The organism is Pelobium manganitolerans, assembly GCF_003609575.1.
Taxonomy (GTDB): domain Bacteria; phylum Bacteroidota; class Bacteroidia; order Sphingobacteriales; family Sphingobacteriaceae; genus Pseudopedobacter; species Pseudopedobacter manganitolerans.
In genome coordinates this window covers 301173-317087 of sequence record NZ_MBTA01000012.1, presented here as the reverse complement: position 1 = coordinate 317087, position 15915 = coordinate 301173, and the positions used below count along the sequence as shown (strand labels likewise).

Here is a 15915-nt window from a genome sequence, read left to right as displayed (position 1 = left end):
CTTAAAAAAGGGTTAAGGGATAAGGTGATTTAAATAATAGGTTGTTGGCGGTTGTCCCAGAAAAAAAGAATTAAGATATGTGAATCAAAAACTTCGTAAAAGAACGAAGTGTGCCTAGAAACAACTGCTTTACGAACAGCTTTTATTGAACATTCTTGAAAGGAATAAGGTTGAACAGAAATAAGTTTTAATATTTTAATCACTTGTAACTTCAATTTTTCCGCCGTGTGTAATCCCCATTGAGTAGCGGTAAAATCATAAATCACGTCGAACGTGAGTTCTGCATTATCCGACCAACGAACCTCTAAATTCATGATGAATATTTTTTCATCACTTCATCTGTCGATTTCGTTAAACCCAACAAGCCTTCTCTCCGCCCTTGTTCAATCCCTTTTTTCACATGTTCCGGTAATATATTAGCTGATTCTAAAAGTTGGTAATAATCTTCCAAGCTCAATTGAACTCCGGTTTTTTTACCATTTTCATCCACTATATACTTTACTGTCATGTAACAAATATACTTAAAAAGCCTAGATACTTTTCGCGAATGCTTCTAAAAACCTATCTGCGTAAGCTTGGGTTAAATTTAAAGGTGGCAACAAACGGATTACGTTAGGGCTGGCTGTTCCCGTAAAAATATGGTGCTTCTCTAACAGTTCCTTCCTCACGTGCGAAAGTTCCGGAGGCAAATCAATACCAATCATTAAACCGCGGCCGCGCACTTCTAAAACTTTATCAAATTTCTTTAGTTCAGTAATCAGATAATCACCCACCTTACTTGCGTTAGCCATTAAATTTTCCTGTTCCATTACGTCTAGTACCGCCAAAGCTGCTGCGCAAGCCAAATGGTTGCCACCAAAGGTAGTCCCTAACATACCGTGCCAAGGCTTCAGGTTTGGGCTAATGCTGATGGCGCCAATTGGGAAACCGTTGCCCATGCCTTTTGCCATCGAATAAATATCTGCATCAACAGCGGCGTAATCTTGCGAATAAAATTTACCGCTACGTCCGTAACCACATTGCACAGCATCGGCTATAAAATAGGCGCCGTGCTGGTTGCACAAATTACGGATAGCCTGCAAAAATTCGGCACTTGCTACCTGGATACCGCCAACGCCCTGTATGCCTTCGATAATTACCGCACATATTTCTTCGCCTTCATCGTCAAAAACAGCTTTTAACGCATCGCTATCATTAAAAGGCAAACGGATAATGTTAGGATTTTCATTAACAGGCGCTACAATTTTAGGGTTATCTGTTGCTGCTACCGCTAAAGAAGTACGCCCGTGAAAAGCTTTAGTAAAAGCAACAATTTTCTTACGTCCGTTAGCAAATGAAGCCAGTTTTAAAGCGTTCTCATTTGCTTCGGCGCCCGAGTTGCACAGGAAAAGCTGATAATCTTCTCTTCCGGAAATTCTACCTAATTTTTCTGCAAGCTGTACCTGTAAAGGCACTTCTACCGAGTTAGAATAAAAGCCGATTTTATTGAGCTGTTCTGTTAAACGCGCCACGTAATGCGGATGCGTATGGCCGATAGAAATTACAGCATGTCCGCCGTAAAGATCTAAATATTCTTGCCCGAGATTGTCCCATACCAAACATCCTTGTCCTTTAACGATGTTGATATGGTTAATTGGATATACGTCGAAGAGTTTCATATTGCCTCACCCCAGCCCTCTCCAAAGGAGAGGGAGTACTTTAATGTTTATAAAAAATTATTAAGTTGATAATCGGCCCATTTGCTTTATTTAGCAAACTCAAGCTATTAATATCTACTTTTAAATTACGAATTAATGCTGCTCTAAAATCCCAAAAGCCATTGAACATCCCGCCTTTACCCGTTTTAATTCCCTCTCCCTTGGAGAGGGTTAGGGTGAGGCTAAAAATAAGAAGCTTTCAACCTCAATCCTGCTTTTTCATCTAAACCGAACATCAAGTTCATGTTTTGCACGGCCTGGCCAGATGCGCCTTTCAACAGGTTGTCTGTGATTGATAAAATCATCAGCTTATTGCCGTGCTTTTCGAGATGAAGCAGGCACTTATTAGTATTTACCACTTGCTTCAAATCTATATTGGCCTTGCTCAAATGCGTGAAAGCTGCATCAGCATAATATGTTGCATATAATTCCTCGGCTTCCTCCAAGCTTAAATCACATTCAGTATAAACCGACGCTATAATTCCACGCGGAAAAGCGCCACGGTACGGAATAAAGTTAATGTCTGCGCTAAAATTGTTTTGCAGTTGCAATAAGCTTTCGCCAATTTCATTTAGGTGCTGATGTTCAAAAGCCTTATAAACAGAAAGGTTATTGTTGCGCCAGCTAAAATGAGAAGTTGGCCCCGGCTTTTGACCTGCCCCGGTTGAGCCTGTTGTAGCAGAAATATGAACATCAGCTTTTAATAAACCCGCTTTTGCCAATGGCAAAACAGCCAACTGCAAACAGGTAGCAAAGCAACCCGGGTTGGCAATGTTGCTTGCCGATTTGATCTGCTCTTTATTCAGTTCGGGCAAGCCGTAAGTAAACTGCCTACCGTCAATAGTGGATTTAGCTTTTAACCTAAAATCTTGGGATAAATCAATGATTTTGATGTGCGCATCAAATTTGTTTGCTTCCAAAAACTTCCGTGCATCGCCGTGGCCAACGCATAAAAAAAGCACGTCGATATCCTGCGAAAGCTGATTTGTAAATTGCAGCTCTGTATCGCCTAATAAATCGGTATGCACATCTGATATCAAATTGCCCGCATTGCTGTTGCTATGCACATAAGCAATATCCACATTAGGGTGGTTAACCAGGATTCTTAATAATTCGCCCCCTGTATAACCGGCCCCGCCCACTATTCCTACTTTAATCTTAATCATATTTTTAAGGTTTGAGGTTTACGGACCGAGGTTTAAGGTTTAAAACTTAATGCCTTAAACCTTACACCTTTTACCTTATACCTCGTTATTCACTTTATGCCAAATGGCAACCTGGTTTCCAAAAATTTTAGAGAAACCTTTCACATCATCTCCGGTATAGCCTTCGTTCATCTCGCCGTAGCTGCCAAATTTGCTACTCATCAAATCGTTTTCAGATTCGATACCGATTACCACAAATCGGTAAGGCATTAGTTGGATAAACACTTTTCCGTTAACTGTTTTTTGAGTATTGCTCAAAAACGCTTCAATGTCTCGCATTACCGGGTCATGAAACTGGCCTTCGTGCATCCAATTACCGTAAAAAATAGAAAGTTGGTCTTTCCAGCTCAACTGCCATTTGGTTAAGGTGTGTTTTTCTAATGCGTGGTGTGCTTTAATAATCAACATGGGCGCTGCGGCTTCAAAACCAACGCGACCTTTAATACCGATGATGGTATCGCCAACGTGCACATCCCGCCCAATGCCAAACGGTGCGGCAATTTCTTGCAAAGCTTGGATGGCTTCTGCCGGGTGAGCGTATGTTTTACCGTTAACCGCTACCAATTCGCCTTTTACAAATTCTAGCTCTAAATCTTCGGGTTGACTTTTGCTTACCGGAGTAGGCCAAGCCTCTTCTGGCAACATTCCTTTCGACAGCAAAGTTTCTTTACCGCCCACAGATGTTCCCCAAATTCCTTTATTGATAGAATATTTCGCTTTTTCGGCATTGATCTCAACACCGTGCTTATGTAGATATTCAATCTCGGCTTCACGGCTCAGCTTTAAATCGCGGATAGGCGTAATAATTCCAACCTTTGGCACCAAGATGTTAAAAATCATATCAAAGCGCACTTGGTCGTTTCCGGCTCCGGTGCTTCCGTGTGCCACAAAATCGGCATTAATTTCTTTAGCGTAGTTGGCAATGGCGGTTGCTTGCGTAACGCGCTCGGCACTTACAGACAAGGGGTAAGTGTTGTTTTTAAGCACATTGCCAAATACCAGATATTTTAGGCAATCGTTGTAATAACCTTTTACCGCGTCAACCGCGTGGTGCGATTTTACGCCCAAGCTATATGCCCGCTCTTCAATTTGTTTTAGTTCTTCGGCAGAAAAACCACCGGTATTTACAATTACAGAATGTACCTCTAAATCCAGATCTTTGGAAAGATAAATACAACAGAACGAGGTATCTAAACCTCCGCTAAACGCTAAAACAACTTTTTTCTTCATTTTTATTCAGATATGGGTATTGAGATGTGAGATTGATTGGGTTAACGTAAAAGCATTCCTTTAACCTTAATATTTCCTGTCTCACGTCTTATTAATTTGCAAAACTTACGGCAATAATTTTTGTGAAGCTCTTCAACTTAGCTTCTATCCTTTTAAAAAGATTAGCTTTTTTGGTCAACTGCTTAAAACGCTCTTCTTCTTGTTGCTTTTTATCTGCCGGATCGTACAGCATTGCGGTGCACATGCAGTTCTGCCGGTTTTTGCTCATCAAAATATCGTAGTTGACACAGCTTTTGCAACCCGCCCAAAAATCTTCGTCTTGGGTTAATTCCGAGTAGGTAACCGGCTCGTAACCCAAATCGGAATTAATTTTCATGACCGCCAAACCAGTGGTTAAGCCAAAGATTTTTGCATCTGGATATTTTTGCCTGGATAGTTCAAATATTTTATTCTTGATTGCCTTGGCCAAACCCGCTTTGCGAAACGCAGGATTTACAATTAAGCCCGAGTTTGCCACAAAATCGCCATGGCTCCAAGTTTCTATATAACAAAACCCGGCCCAAGTACCGTCTTTGTGCAAGGCAATAACAGCTTTGCCTTCCAACATTTTGTTGGCAATATATTCTGGCGAACGTTTGGCAATCCCTGTACCTCTCGCTTTCGCGGATTCCGCCATTTCGGTGCAGATGGTATCTGCAAAACCAACGTGCTGTACGCCGGCAACTAATATATTAAAATCGGAACTATGCATTTATTGAAGTAGCCCACAGAGCCACATTAAAATTTAAAACAACAATGAATTTTTGATAAAAAACCATCCGGATACGATGGCGAAGGGGGGTTATTTCTATTCGCAGCTTAATCAAAATCTGTGAACAGATAGCGGTCTTCGTCGCAGCGTAGTTGTTCTTAAAGAAGGTAAACAAATAAACATATAACCAGGACGCAACTGAGGTGCTGCATCAACCAATTTTGTATGTAAATTATTTTGTTTCATCTTTTTTTAAAGCACAGACCCTAAGCCTGTTTTGCAACGCAAAAGAGCGTATAATTTTTTTTAATTACAACAATTTACGCAATTACCCTTCAATTTTACAGTGCAGAAATAAAGCCAAAGAAATTATATAAAGTTTTTAAACCGATAACGCGTTGCTTTTAAACAAAAAAAAAGCGTCCTAAGCGCTTCTTAACCTGATAATACGACACCAATGCATTACTTTCAACATTGGGTAAACCGGGTCAAACTCGAACCAGCGTTTGGCAAAATTCGCACTGTTAGGAAATTTGTGGTGATTGTTTTGAAAAAGTTCTCCCAGCATCAAAAAATCAAAGGGTGTGGTGTTTTTTGATTTGTCTTTGTTATCAAAATTCGCATAGCCATATTTATGTCCGCACCAATTTACAATTGCCCCGTGCAAAGGTCCCATAATAAAATGGAAAGGCAAAAAAAGCCACATCCACCATTGGGTGGCAAAAACAACATAAAACGCCACGTATCCTAAAGAAAACAACACTCGGGAGGTCATCGACGTACCAATTTTATCAATAAACTTCCACTCGGCATAATCGCCCCTAAACTGCGGTTCGGGCTGTTCTAGGTCCTTCTCGTAAATTACATATTGCCCTCGCGTATTCCACATCATTTGAAAAACATCTTCAAAAAAATGCGGCGAGTGTGGATCTTTTTCTGTATCGCTAAACGCATGGTGCATACGGTGCATAATGGCGTATGCCTTAGGCTTTAGGTACGATGCGCCCTGCCCTACATAAGTTAATATGTAAAAAAACCGGTACCAAAAATTGTTGAGGTGAAACATTTTATGCGATGCATAACGATGCAAAAAAAACGTTTGCACAAATAATGAAACAAACCAATGCGCAATAAAAAACAGGATGATGTACATGCGTTGCCTTTAAAGATAAGTAGCGAAGGTAAGTAATACAGATGGGATTAGATGTGACGAAAATCATTTGTTTGGATTTTCTAAAAAACTTGGGCTCTTGTGCCGATTGCTTAAACGATATATTACAAACTCGTGTGGAATTGCTTAAAGAGCTTGGATTGAGGTATGACTTTTGTTTTACCTATCCAAACAAAAAATTACCGCTATGAAATTACCACACGGAACTTACGACACGCTTGTTGAAGCGATGACAAAATTGAAAGAAAGAGGTTTTAACTACGAATTTGACTTTAAAGATCAGCATTTATGTTGCGCATCGGAAAAACGCGAATACGGCGCCAACGAACTAAAAATTGTAGAAATACACCGTTTTGAAGGCATTACCGACCCGGAAGACAGCTCTGTTTTGTATGCTGTTGAGGCTAACGACGGTTCTAAAGGTTTGGTTATTGATGCTTACGGGATGTATGCCGATGCGGAAAAAACAAAATTTATGAGCGACGTGGAAATTGTAGAGCATAACATGGATCCAAAAGACAACCGCGTAGGATTTTAGTTAAAAAAGATTTTGGATGATGCTTTCCGCGCTTAAGCCATCCGCTTCGGCTTTGTAATTTCTTACGATACGATGTTTTAGAATAGAGCTTGCCACGGCTTGCACATCTTCCACATCTGGCGAATATTTCCCGTTAATGGCCGCATGGCATTTAGCACCAATTACTAAATATTGCGATGCCCGTGGCCCAGCGCCCCAAGATAAATATTTGTTAATTAATTCTGGCGCATAATCCGTTTGTGGTCGCGTTTTAGCAACCAATTTTACGGCATATTCTAACACCTGGTTGGGTACGGGAATTTTTTTCACTAAATCTTGAAAAAAGCTAATTTGCTCACCGTTTAAAATATGCTTTGTTTGATGCTTTACGTTTCCGGTGGTGTTTTTAACGATGTTCAGCTCCTCTTCAAAAGTAGGATAGCCCAAATCAACATGAAACATAAAACGGTCCAACTGCGCCTCTGGTAAAGGATAGGTTCCTTCTTGCTCTATAGGGTTTTGGGTTGCCAGCACAAAAAACGGTTTGGACAAGGTGTGCGTAATACCGGCAGCCGTTACAGATTTTTCTTGCATAGCTTCTAAAAGCGCTGCCTGCGTTTTGGGCGGTGTCCGGTTAATTTCATCCGCTAAAATAATATTGGAGAAAATTGGCCCTTTTATAAATTTAAAGTTGCGGTCTTCTCCTAAAATCTCCGAACCCACAATATCCGAAGGCATCAAATCTGGCGTAAACTGTATGCGGTTAAAAGACAAATCCAACACACTTGCCACGGTTTGCACTAATAAGGTTTTTGCCAAACCCGGAACGCCCACCAACAAACAATGTCCGTTGCTGAAAATAGAAATCAGCACAGACTTAACCACCTCATTTTGCCCAACGATAACGGTAGAAATCTCTTTCCTTACGTCTTCGTAAACCTTGCTAAAGGCGTCTATCGCTTCTGCGTCCGAGTTGTAATTCATTTAATTTTGTGCTGTAGAGCTGTCAGAGACCCAATCTTTTAGCATATCGCAACTCTGATACTCTTTATCAATTTTAATATAGGTAGATTTTCTCCGCTTCTCGAACCATTTGGCTACTGTGCGGTTAATTTTATCTTCAAAAGCCGCATCTTTAATCTTCGGCAAATCCTGATCAAGATTGGCCACATGAGGTGGTATTTTGCTTTTTAGATACAAAAAGCGGTAGCCCGATTTTCCGCGAGCATCTGTAAAAGATGCGGGCATAGAGTAGCTTCCCACTTTCATGGTATCGATAGTTAAAAACACTTTAGGATCCAATTTATCTGTGGGGATAAAAGTGGTGCGCGATTGTACGTTCTCCGCGTTGAGCATCATTCCACCGTTAAACTTAGTTTCCTTCTCATCAGAATAAAGCGAGGCCGCGGTAGAAAAATCCATCTTTCCGCTATTAACCTTTTGGTATATCGAATCGATTTCTACCCGTGCACGCTCCATAGCCGCTGGCGGTGTTTCTGGGATAATCAAAATATGTCTTACGCGTACTTGCTCGCCCCGGCGCTCTAAAACTTCTAAAAAGTGAAAGCCAAATTCGGTCTCAAAAACGGGCGATAGCTCGCCTTCTTTAAGCTTAAATGCCCAAGAAGTAAATTCTTTGGCCATAGTTTGGCGGTCGAAAAACGGCAGTTCGCCACCTTCGCGTGACGAACCGGGATCTTGAGAGTATAAACGCGCCAAAGTGCCAAAATTATCGCCACCTTTTACCCTTAACCGCAGGGCTTCGGCTTTGTCTTTATAAACCTCTTTTTCTTTTTTCGTCAAATCTGGATAAACTACAATTTCGCCAATCTCTACCTCGGTATTAAATTCTGGCAAAGAATCTTTCGGGAATTTCTCAAAAAAACGTCTCACCTCTAAAGGGGTAACTTCTACCTTCTCGGTAATCTTAGCCTGCATTTTTTGCGCTACCAACTGCTCGCGTATATCCGGACGGATTTCATCTTTATATTGGATTAAAGACCGGCCCAGAAAGCCTTCCAATTTATCTTGCCCGCCTGCTCTTTGCGTCATTACGCGCATTCTGCGATCAATTTCGCCGTCCACATCCTCTTCATCAACGGTTATCGAGTCTAAAACCGCTTGTTGCGTTAACAATTTTTGGCTCAGCATGTTTTGCAAAAACGCGCACTTGGTTTCCTCGTCGGGTTTGTTTCCTTGCACAATATATTGCGCGTATTGCTGGTCGACCTCGGATTTTAAGATGATGTTATCGCCCACTACTGCCACCACTTTGTCTACCACTTTTTCTTGCGCAAAGCTTAAAGCAACCGTAAATAACATTACCACTAGGGCTAAGTATTTTTTCATTTATCTGCGTGTGTTTAATTTTGATGAAGCGAATTTTGAATGAATGAATGGATTAAAACTCATCATCACCGCCATTCTTTTCTATCAATTTTCGTATATTTCTAACTCGTTATTTTTTTGTGCCTCTTTAAAAACTTCGGTCTCCATCTGGCTTATCAATGCCAGCTTCCGCTGATTTAAAATTAAATTGCGGATATTCTCTTTCTCAAATGCCAAAGGCGATAGGCTGTCCCGAAATTTTGAATCTCGCAAAATTATAAGATATAATGCATTATTATCAGAAATTTCGAAAATACGGTTTAAATTATCATATCGATGCTCTGGAATTTCATCTATTGGCAAAATCTTCTTTAGCTCATCCTTATAATGCCAGGCGGTATCTAACAAAGAAAAATTTGGTGAGTATTTAAAACAATATTTTTCTAGCAAGTCTATATCGCGCATATCTTTAGATGCAAAAAGCTTTTTTACCATGGCTACCTTAGGTGCATTTTCTGGCAGTTTAATGTAAGAAACCTTTAAAATAGGCTTCTTTAGCTGAAAATTATCTTTGTTATCGCTATAATATTTCTGAATTTCTTGGTCGTTTACGGCGGTGTCCAGTTTTTGCCTAATCAGCTCTTGCTCGTACTCAAACCTGATTAGCGATTTCCTATACACCTCCAACTTCTCTTCAATCGCCTTCTCATCAATGTTTACGTTATTTTCTGCCTGGTGTAAAATCACCTGCTCGTGCTGCCACTGGTCTATAAAAGCTTTAACAATAGCGGCACTGTCGTTCCCATGCGTATTTTTCGGAACAAGCCCCTCCAGATCTGAAGGATACAGATATTTATCAAAAGCTTTTGCAACGGGTTGGCCTTTGTCATCGGCAAAATTGATACAGGAAGTTAAAGATATACCTAGCACCAATACAAGGGCTAGCGTTCTGGAAAAATGCATCATTTTATAAACGAAAGTAAAGTCTTTTTAGCGTAAAACGGTTATGGTTAACCTTTTTTAACAAAAAATTGAACACATTTGTAGCTATGAACCCGCTACAAACCGATAATTTAATTGCCTTAAGTTTATTGTTGGATGAGCAGATTTATGTGTTTAACGATGTAGCAAAACCTGCTAACATTGAGGAAAAGCAGGCTTTAGTGAAAGGGCCGGAACTACATGCCGTAGCTGAAGATACGCAAGCAACACCAGCGTTAAATACAACAGAAAACGTTATTGTTTCTTCTAAAGCCACACCAAACAGCTATGATTACCTGGGCGAAAACAATAAGTACATCCTAATCATCATAAAAAACGCAGCGCACCAGTTTTTGGGTAAAGATAATTTAGATTTCTTGAGCAAAATTTTAAAAGCTAAAAAATGGAGTTTGGATGATGTAGCCATTGTAAATTACGCTACCTATCCGGATTTAAATTTTGACGGACTGAAAGACTTTTTTGCTTGCAGCAAAATTTTCACTTTTGGGTTCGACCCCGCCTTACTCCAAATTACCGGCATAAAGCCCAACCAAGCCATGCAATTTAAGGGAGTTACCATTTTAGGCACTTGGGATTTGGATAAGCTACAAAAAGATGAAGCCAAAAAAACTGTTTTTTGGAACCAGCTTAAACCTTTATAAATATGGACAAAATTACCTTGGTTTTCGCCAGCAACAATCAACATAAATTAAGCGAAATACAATCTAAAATAGGCGAACAGTTTGAAGTGGTAAGCCTTCAACAGATTGGCTGTTCGGAAGAAATACCGGAAACGGGGAGCACCTTGGAGACAAATGCCAGCTTAAAGAGCCAGCACGTTGTAAAAAACTATGGCAAAAACTGTTTTGCGGACGACTCGGGCCTTGAGATTTTTGCTTTAGACGGCCAGCCCGGAGTAGATTCGGCACATTACGCCGGCGACCGTGACGCTGACAAAAACATGGATTTGGTGCTGCTAAAAATGCAGGGCATTAAGGATAGGCGCGCACGCTTCCGCACGGTAATATCTTTGGTTTTGGATGGCGACGAACATTTATTTGAAGGCGTAGTAAACGGCAACATCCGTAACGGAAAATGTGGCGCAGCAGGTTTTGGCTACGACCCTATTTTTGAACCCGAAGGCTATGACATCACTTTTGCGGAGATGAGCCTGGATGAGAAAAACAAAATTAGCCACCGCGCTAAAGCGGTAGAAAAACTGATTGCGTTTTTGAAGGGTTAAGGGATAAGGTTAAATTCACCAGTCTGTCCAAGCAGGGTTTGTTGCAGACAACCCTGCTTCTATATTGGATATTAAAACCGCAGAGACCCTTGTTTTTTTATTTAGCACCGGTTGCAAACCGACGCTATCGGGAAATCACTGCCGAGTTTTGCCGGGTTTTGCCACATTTTCCGCACTTTCTTCGGGACCGCTTCGAGACTTCTTCGAGAAACACCCCCGTTTTCCCGAAGGGATCTGGTAGAAGTGTGGGAGAAATGCAGGAGAAAACCATAAAACCCAAACACCTTAAGCTTGCGCACTGGCGCGTGTGCTAGCAACTACTGCCGAATGCTCCATTGGTCGCAGCGTCCCGCTGTAATCAATGGAGAGTCTACACTTATCTAAATATTTTTCTGGCGCAATATTGGTTGCGTTAGGCGGATAAAGCAAGGCTTTTGCGCAAAGCACCGGCGCCGGAAAAAGCCTGTTCTTTTTGTGCTTTTTTTTCGCACAAAAAAACCGGAGCGAAGCGGAGTGCGGCATACGCCGACCGTAGGGAACGCCATTATAAGGTGGAGGCCCGAAGGCGAAAGGCGGAAAGCGAAAGGCGGAAAGCTTCATCAAAATTTGCCTAAACACAGTAAACAAGATTAAAACCTATGAATTTATCAGAGAAATACCTAAGCATAAGAAAAAATACCGAAGCCATTTGCGAACCATTGCAAACAGAAGATTACGTGGTGCAACCGGTGGTGGATGTTAGTCCGCCTAAATGGCATTTGGGCCACACCACATGGTTTTTTGAAACCTTTATTTTACTGCCACACGTGCCTCAATACAAGGCGTTTAATGCAGATTATAATTTCGTTTTTAACAGCTATTATGAAAGCGTTGGCGCGCGGGTTATACGTACGGACCGTGGCAATTTAAGCAGACCAACTGTGATAGACGTTTACCGCTACCGCGCCTATGTGGACGAGGCCATGAACAATTTTTTGCGTTGCGATTTTAAACCCGAACTGCTTCCGCTGCTGGAACTAGGCTTAAACCACGAGCAACAGCACCAAGAATTACTTTGTTACGATATCAAATATATTTTGGGACATAACCCTCTTTTTCCGGCTTATGCCCCAGAAAACATAGAGCGCAACCTGACAAACAGCCAACCCGGCTATGTGGCGGTTGAAGAGGGTGTTTACGAGGTAGGTTTTAACGGCGGCGAAAGCTTTTGTTTTGATAATGAGCTGAACCGTCATAAAGTTTATGTGCAGGATTTTGAGATTGCAACTAACCTGGTGAGCAATGGCGAGTTTTTAGAATTTATAGATGCGGGAGGCTACCAAAATTTTAATTATTGGCATGCCGAAGGTTGGGACTGGGTGCGCAACAATAACATAAATGCACCCCTATATTGGCACATTGTCGACGGAAAATGGCTGAAATACGGCTTGGGTGGGTTACAAGCTTTAAACTTAAAAGAACCGCTGTGCCATGTGAGTTATTACGAGGCGGCCGCTTTTGCGGCATATAAAAACCAGCGTTTGCCTACGGAATTCGAGTGGGAGGTTGCGTCTGAAAAGTTTAAATGGGGCAAGCTTTGGGAGTGGACAGAAAGTGCTTATTTGCCCTATCCGGGATTTAAAAGGGCACCAGGCGCTATCGGTGAGTACAATGGCAAGTTTATGGTCAACCAAAAAGTGTTGAGGGGGGCGTCAATTGCTACGCCCGAGGGGCACGCACGCCACACCTATAGAAATTTCTTTCATCCGCATTTGCGATGGATGTACAGCGGGATTAGGTTGGTGGCTGAGGGGAGTAAGGAATAAGGACGACGTCTTTTGACTTTTATTGAATAGTCTGTTTTTATTTGCTCAAAATTTTCTGAAAGAAAGCCAAGCTTCTTATATCTAATTGGAAGAGTCATTAAATCGACTAACTCGATAAAAATGCCTTTCAAAATAATTGTATCGCCGAAAGCGCAATTAGAAATTGAAGAAATACATCAATATTACTTACGTCGTAGCGAACGCGCGGCCGATGGTTTGTTAGTAATTTGAAAAAATGTTATAATAACCTGAGCATAAATCCATTTTTCAACATAGCGCATAAGAATATACGATCTGTTAAGCTCCATAAATACCCGCACTCAATATTCTTTTACGTAAAAGAACACGCACAAACCGTTGTTATATTATCGTGTTTTCATCAAAAGCGTAAACCTGAACATAAAAAAAGCCGTCTTCAATTAGAAAACGGCTTTCATTCCTATAAAAATCTGTCATAGCTTAAAGGTATTTACCTCGTCCATGCTCCATTTTAAAGCTTTAGCTACACCTTCGCCGTAGGCAGGGTCGGCCTTGTAACAGTTACGGATGTGCCTTACCTGAATAAACTTTTGCGCATTGCCCAGTTCGGCAGCGGTGTTTTTAAAAAGCAATTCTTTTTTCTCGTCTGTCATTAAACGGAACAAATCGCCCGGTTGGCTGTAATAATCATCGTCGTCTGCGCGGTGGTCCCAAGCGCCGGCATCGCCGTATAAAGATAAAGGCGGTTCTTTATATTGCGTTTGCTCTTGCCACTCGCCAAAACTGTTGGGTTCGTAATGTTTGGCGGAGCCGAAATTGCCATCCACACGCATAGCCCCATCGCGGTGAAAACTGTGGTAAGGGCAACGCGGCGAATTCACCGGGATTTGAGCATTGTTTACGCCCAAACGGTAACGCTGGGCATCGCCATAAGAGAACAAACGGCCTTGTAACATTCTATCAGGCGAAAAACCGATGCCGGGAACAATATGCGCCGGGTTAAATGCGGCTTGCTCTACATCGGCAAAGTAGTTATCGGGGTTGCGGTTTAGCTCAAACTCCCCTACCGGGATAAGCGGATAATCTGCATGTTTCCAAACTTTAGTTAAGTCGAAAGGGTTTTGCGGGTGGTTTTGCGCCTGCTCTTCCGTCATTACTTGGATGTACATTTTCCATTTCGGGAAGTTGCCTTGCTCAATATTGTCAAACAAATCCCGCTGATGCGATTCCCTATCCGTACCTATAATCTGCACGGCCTCTTCGTTGGTCAAATTCTCGATGCCCTGTTGCGACTTAAAGGTGAACTTTACCCAATGGCGCACATTATCTTTGTTAATTAAGCTAAAGGTATGGCTACCGAAGCCGTGCATGTGGCGATAACTTTTCGGAATCCCGCGGTCGCTCATTACGATGGTGATTTGGTGCAAAGCTTCTGGCAAAAGTGTCCAAAAATCCCAGTTATTATCCGCACTACGCAGGTTGGTACGTGGGTCTCTTTTTACGGCGTGGTTCAAATCTGGGAATTTCATAGGGTCGCGGAAAAAGAATACCGGTGTATTGTTGCCCACCAAATCCCAATTACCTTGCTTGGTGTAAAACTTCATGGCAAAACCGCGTATATCGCGCTCGGCGTCTGCTGCGCCACGCTCTCCGGCAACGGTAGAAAAACGCACGAACATGTCTGTCTGTTTTCCAATTTCCGAAAATAAATCGGCCATGGTGTATTGCGTAATATCATGCGTTACGGTAAAGGTGCCAAAAGCGCCAGAGCCCTTTGCGTGCATACGCCTCTCGGGGATAACTTCACGGTCGAAGTGCGCCATTTTTTCTAAAAACCAGAAATCCTGCAATAAAGCGGGACCGCGCACGCCAGCGGTTTGGATGTTTTGATTGTCTGGAACAGGCGTTCCGGTGCGTGTTGTTAACTTTTTGTTTTGTTGATTATCCATGTTCAATTATTTAAGGTGTAACCAAAGCTAAGGCTAAAGCTTAGCCGAAAAAAAGCGATAATATTTATCGGATATAGCTTTTGTCTATAATTGGGTTTGAGTGTATTAATATAGCTTTTTTTGCTTGAAAAACAAAAAGGGCATCCCAAATTTTTCGGGATGCCCTTTTTTAGTTACCACCTGAAAATTATCTTCTCTGTGGGGTTTCCAGTAATTTAAAAAACTGATCTAACTGTGGTAAAATCACAATACGTGTTCTTCTGTTGGCAGCTTTGCCTTCGGCAGTACTGTTAGTGCTCACCGGCACATATTCGCCACGTCCGGCAGCAGTCATTTTAGCTGGCGGAATGTTGTATTGGTTTTGTAATATCCGCACCACAGAGGTTGCACGTTTTACGCTTAAATCCCAATTGTCTAGCAGTACCCCGTTAGATTTGTACGGAACGTTATCCGTATGGCCTTCCACCATAAATTCGATATCAGGCTGGTTAAGCAATACCTTAGCTACTTTTCCTAACACGGTTTTGGCACCCTCGTTAACCTCATAACTGCCGCTTTTAAACAACAGTTTATCAGAAATATCAATATATACCACGCCTTTATCTACTTTGATATTAATGTCTTTATCATCCAAGTTTCCGATGGCTCCTTTCAGGTTCATCACCAAAGCCATGTTTAGCGAATCTTTTCGGGCTATAGCCGATTGTAAATCGCGGATGTAGCTGTCTTTAGCACCAATGTTTTCCAATGATTTGTTAATGCTTTCGGCCTGTTTGCCCGAAATTACCGACAAATCTTTCAGCTGGTTAACCATTTGGTTATTGCTGGTCTTAACATTCTCCAGTTGATCATTTAAATTTTTAATGCGCATCTCATAATCAGATGCACTGCTTTTGCGCGCGTTTTCGCAGGCCAGCAACTGGTTTTGCAAATCGCGGTACAAACTGTCTAAACGTCTGTTTTCGGCTTGCGCCTCTCTCAGTTTACGCGGAGCCGAGCAAGAGGCCATAATTAAAGCTATGCCTGCCACTGTCAATATTGATTTTCCTTTCATAACTC

At 41.7% G+C, this 15915-nt stretch carries 16 protein-coding genes; 4 read left to right on the top strand and 12 right to left on the bottom strand.

Annotated features, from left to right (window positions below):
• Positions 1-29 precede the first annotated feature (29 nt).
• The 7 genes from BCY91_RS07880 to BCY91_RS07850 form a co-directional block, all read right to left on the bottom strand.
• On the bottom strand, positions 30-314 hold the full coding sequence (locus BCY91_RS07880) for a type II toxin-antitoxin system RelE/ParE family toxin (RefSeq protein ID WP_120181406.1): 285 nt from the start codon (positions 312-314) through the stop codon (positions 30-32).
• Complete coding sequence (locus BCY91_RS07875; RefSeq protein ID WP_120181405.1) at positions 311-508, bottom strand: hypothetical protein; 198 nt, start codon at positions 506-508, stop codon at positions 311-313. The genes BCY91_RS07880 and BCY91_RS07875 overlap by 4 nt, the downstream gene beginning before the upstream one ends.
• Positions 509-530: 22 nt before the next feature.
• On the bottom strand, positions 531-1658 hold the full coding sequence (locus BCY91_RS07870) for an aspartate aminotransferase family protein (RefSeq protein ID WP_120181404.1): 1128 nt from the start codon (positions 1656-1658) through the stop codon (positions 531-533).
• A gap of 221 nt (positions 1659-1879) precedes the next feature.
• On the bottom strand, positions 1880-2863 hold the full coding sequence (gene argC, locus BCY91_RS07865) for an N-acetyl-gamma-glutamyl-phosphate reductase (protein WP_120181403.1): 984 nt from the start codon (positions 2861-2863) through the stop codon (positions 1880-1882).
• 75 nt (positions 2864-2938) lie between these two features.
• Entirely contained in the window at positions 2939-4132 is a 1194-nt protein-coding gene (gene argG, locus BCY91_RS07860; RefSeq protein WP_120181402.1) for an argininosuccinate synthase, read from the bottom strand.
• Positions 4133-4223: 91 nt separating this feature from the next.
• Positions 4224-4883, bottom strand: a complete 660-nt coding sequence (locus tag BCY91_RS07855; RefSeq protein WP_120181401.1) for a GNAT family N-acetyltransferase — start codon at positions 4881-4883, stop codon at positions 4224-4226.
• 424 nt (positions 4884-5307) lie between these two features.
• Positions 5308-6036 (bottom strand): acyl-CoA desaturase, encoded by a 729-nt coding sequence (locus BCY91_RS07850; protein WP_120181400.1) that lies wholly within the window; start codon positions 6034-6036, stop codon positions 5308-5310.
• A gap of 205 nt (positions 6037-6241) precedes the next feature.
• On the opposite strand from BCY91_RS07850, the gene BCY91_RS07845 reads away from it, so the two are divergent.
• Positions 6242-6592 (top strand): phosphoribosylpyrophosphate synthetase, encoded by a 351-nt coding sequence (locus tag BCY91_RS07845; RefSeq protein ID WP_120181399.1) that lies wholly within the window; start codon positions 6242-6244, stop codon positions 6590-6592.
• On the opposite strand, the gene BCY91_RS07840 is transcribed toward BCY91_RS07845, so the two are convergent.
• The 3 genes from BCY91_RS07840 to BCY91_RS07830 form a co-directional block, all read right to left on the bottom strand.
• Positions 6593-7555, bottom strand: coding sequence for an AAA family ATPase (locus BCY91_RS07840; RefSeq protein ID WP_120181398.1), 963 nt, complete (start codon positions 7553-7555; stop codon positions 6593-6595).
• Complete coding sequence (locus BCY91_RS07835) at positions 7556-8920, bottom strand: peptidylprolyl isomerase (protein ID WP_120181397.1); 1365 nt, start codon at positions 8918-8920, stop codon at positions 7556-7558. It lies immediately after the preceding gene.
• A gap of 84 nt (positions 8921-9004) precedes the next feature.
• Positions 9005-9865 carry a hypothetical protein gene (locus BCY91_RS07830; RefSeq protein WP_120181396.1) on the bottom strand — a complete coding sequence of 287 codons (861 nt, stop codon included), beginning with the start codon at positions 9863-9865 and terminating at the stop codon, positions 9005-9007.
• Between the two features lie 83 nt (positions 9866-9948).
• Between BCY91_RS07830 and BCY91_RS07825 the strand changes: the two genes are divergently transcribed.
• The 3 genes from BCY91_RS07825 to egtB all read left to right on the top strand — a co-directional run bounded on the left by BCY91_RS07825 (position 9949) and on the right by egtB (position 12928).
• A complete protein-coding gene (locus BCY91_RS07825; protein WP_120181395.1) occupies positions 9949-10542 on the top strand; it encodes a hypothetical protein in 594 nt (197 codons plus the stop codon).
• Between the two features lie 2 nt (positions 10543-10544).
• Positions 10545-11123, top strand: a complete 579-nt coding sequence (gene rdgB, locus BCY91_RS07820; protein WP_120181394.1) for an RdgB/HAM1 family non-canonical purine NTP pyrophosphatase — start codon at positions 10545-10547, stop codon at positions 11121-11123.
• Between the two features lie 638 nt (positions 11124-11761).
• Positions 11762-12928: an ergothioneine biosynthesis protein EgtB gene (gene egtB, locus BCY91_RS07810; protein WP_120181392.1), complete on the top strand. Its 1167-nt coding sequence runs from the start codon at positions 11762-11764 to the stop codon at positions 12926-12928.
• A gap of 452 nt (positions 12929-13380) precedes the next feature.
• On the opposite strand, the gene BCY91_RS07805 is transcribed toward egtB, so the two are convergent.
• Positions 13381-14856 (bottom strand): catalase, encoded by a 1476-nt coding sequence (locus BCY91_RS07805; RefSeq protein ID WP_120181391.1) that lies wholly within the window; start codon positions 14854-14856, stop codon positions 13381-13383.
• A 187-nt stretch (positions 14857-15043) separates the two neighbouring features.
• Complete coding sequence (locus tag BCY91_RS07800; protein WP_120181390.1) at positions 15044-15910, bottom strand: OmpA/MotB family protein; 867 nt, start codon at positions 15908-15910, stop codon at positions 15044-15046.
• Positions 15911-15915 lie beyond the last annotated feature (5 nt).